This is a genomic window from Okeania sp. SIO3I5 (genome assembly GCF_010672085.1).
In the GTDB taxonomy this organism is placed as follows: domain Bacteria; phylum Cyanobacteriota; class Cyanobacteriia; order Cyanobacteriales; family Microcoleaceae; genus Trichodesmium.
Genome location: NZ_JAAHHT010000488.1, coordinates 1 through 2,040, shown reverse-complemented (window position 1 = coordinate 2,040; position 2,040 = coordinate 1). Strand labels below are relative to the sequence as shown.

Genomic DNA, 2,040 nt, shown 5'->3' with positions numbered 1-2,040 from the left:
TTGGGCTTCTTTGCCTTGTGATAGAGCATCAAACATGAGCAATCTTCATGGCCAAAAAGAATCAGATTTAGATACTTTATTGGCAGAGAAGTTGATTTGTATTTTATTTAGATTAACACCTGATATTATTTGCTTAGAGAATGTACCAGCTTGGGCTAATTTTAAGGCTTTTGAAATGATATTAACTTGGTTAAAAAATAATAACTATAAAGTAGATTATCGGAATTATAACCTTTCTCATTATAACGTCCCTCAAAGCAGGACTAGATTGATAATTAGAGCTTGTAGAAAAAATATTCAAATGAGCAGAATCCCAAGGCTTCCGTCTACTGGTTGGTATGATTCAATCCGTGATTTAATTCCTCAATTTAAGGTAGATGATATTAACCCTAAAGTTGATAACTTTTTGAAGAATCAAAAGGTAGATAGAAGTAGGTTTATCCTTGTAGAAAACTTTTTTAGCATGGGCAAATCTTTATACTCAGATGAAGATAGTAATTGTTGGACAATAAGGGCAATGAGTGGAGTTGACCAGAAAGGCTGTAGTAGAAATAAATCTATTGCTATATGGAACCCTGAAATAAATCAGTTTCAAATATTAAACTCAAGAGCGATCGCCCGACTTTCTGGATTTCCTGATAATTATTATATGCCTGAAAAAAGTGGTTATGCTGTCTATATCTGTGGGTTAAGTGTACCCCCTATTTTTGTGAGCAGGGTATTGGATAGTTTTGTTTAATAGGGTTGAGTTAGTTACTTATTTTTTGCCTACTAAAAAGTCAGGAAAATAATCTCCCTAACTACTGACTTGAAACGAACCTAATTCTATCAGCTTCTCAATAGATAAACTCTCCTCATCCTCATCTTCTTGATTAATTCTTTTAACTTGTACCGAATTATCATCTGTTCTCTCAAAGAAATAGCCAGAATTAGCGCCTAAATAATTAATCATAGATGGGTGGTGAGAAATTAACAGTAACTGTCTATCTTTTAAGTGGTTAACCATCAATGACAACCAAGACATTACTTCTGGTAAAGCTAAGAAAGTTTCTGGCTTATTAATACATAAAATACTTTTTCTTGGGGTACAAAATATCAATGTATATAAGATTATCAAAGCTGGCTGCCCTTGAGATAAATTAGAAAGAGAATAGAATTTACCTGATATTTCTGCCATCAAAAAATCTTTGTCAATATTACTACTAAATAATATATGTTTAAAACCATTTATCGCTTGCTGTAGTTGTTTTTCTAGTGCTGGTATATTGTCCTTATACGAACCATAAATTTTATAGTTGTCATGTAAATAGAGTAAGTAGTAGTACCAATTTGTAAAGTTTTCATAGACATCAGATTTGTTATTTCTGGAACGGTAATAATGGTCGGTAATTATATTGCTTGGAATTGTATTTCCAGGACAGAATATATTAGAAACCAGCTCCAGAAACTTTTTGAGCGAATCATCTTGATAGGATTTAAGCACAAAAATAGAAGTCGTGCCACTCCAATTATTTTTGATACTATAGCAGTTTGGGAAAGTGCTTGACTCCATTCCGACAGTAATTCCTCAGCCACTTCAGGAGCGACATTGCTCATTACATGATATCCCAAAGATGGATAAATTTGGTAATCAGGGCAGCGCCCCCAAGTCCACATATTGTACTCCCCAGCGTTCTACCAACAGCTCCAAAACCACGCGTCACAATTGACTTATTGATGGCGTCGATTTGTTTGTCGATTTCAGTGTCAGTTACTTGGAATTATTGTTAAGCAGTAGGTTTCCGGCATTGACTAATGCCTGGAAGATTGGGGTGACGCTAATTTTGCTTAGTCTTTTCTTGAGTTCATTTAATCCCGAATTAATCCAACCGACTAACCTACCTCCCCAATTTTTGAAGAGATTTTGAATTCCACCTCCCTTGGTAGAGCGTGTACGACTCCATTTTCGTACACCCTGGTTGCCCGTCGCTCTCAAACGAGCTTTTCTGCTCCGCATTGAAGATAGTTTTCTAGTAAATGCTAATGCTGCCATTGCTATTT

General features: G+C 35.2%; 3 protein-coding genes. 1 reads left to right on the top strand and 2 read right to left on the bottom strand.

Going from position 1 to position 2,040, the window contains the following annotated elements; translation table 11 throughout:
- A partial coding sequence (locus tag F6K40_RS39900) for a DNA cytosine methyltransferase (RefSeq protein WP_293145778.1) occupies window positions 1-739 on the top strand: 739 nt, incomplete at its 5' end.
- A 57-nt stretch (window positions 740-796) separates the two neighbouring features.
- On the opposite strand, the gene F6K40_RS39895 is transcribed toward F6K40_RS39900, so the two are convergent.
- Together F6K40_RS39895 and F6K40_RS39890 are read right to left on the bottom strand one after the other, a co-directional pair.
- Window positions 797-1,552 (bottom strand): AAA family ATPase, encoded by a 756-nt coding sequence (locus F6K40_RS39895; protein WP_293145775.1) that lies wholly within the window; start codon window positions 1,550-1,552, stop codon window positions 797-799.
- Between the two features lie 198 nt (window positions 1,553-1,750).
- Window positions 1,751-2,040, bottom strand: a 290-nt coding sequence (locus tag F6K40_RS39890; RefSeq protein ID WP_293145772.1) for a hypothetical protein, incomplete at its 5' end; no start/stop codon positions are given.

Bases quoted from the DNA above. Each gene is read 5' to 3' on its own strand.
- F6K40_RS39895 (WP_293145775.1), bottom strand. From the start codon at position 1,552: ATGGAGTCAAGCACTTTCCCAAACTGCTATAGTATCAAAAATAATTGG.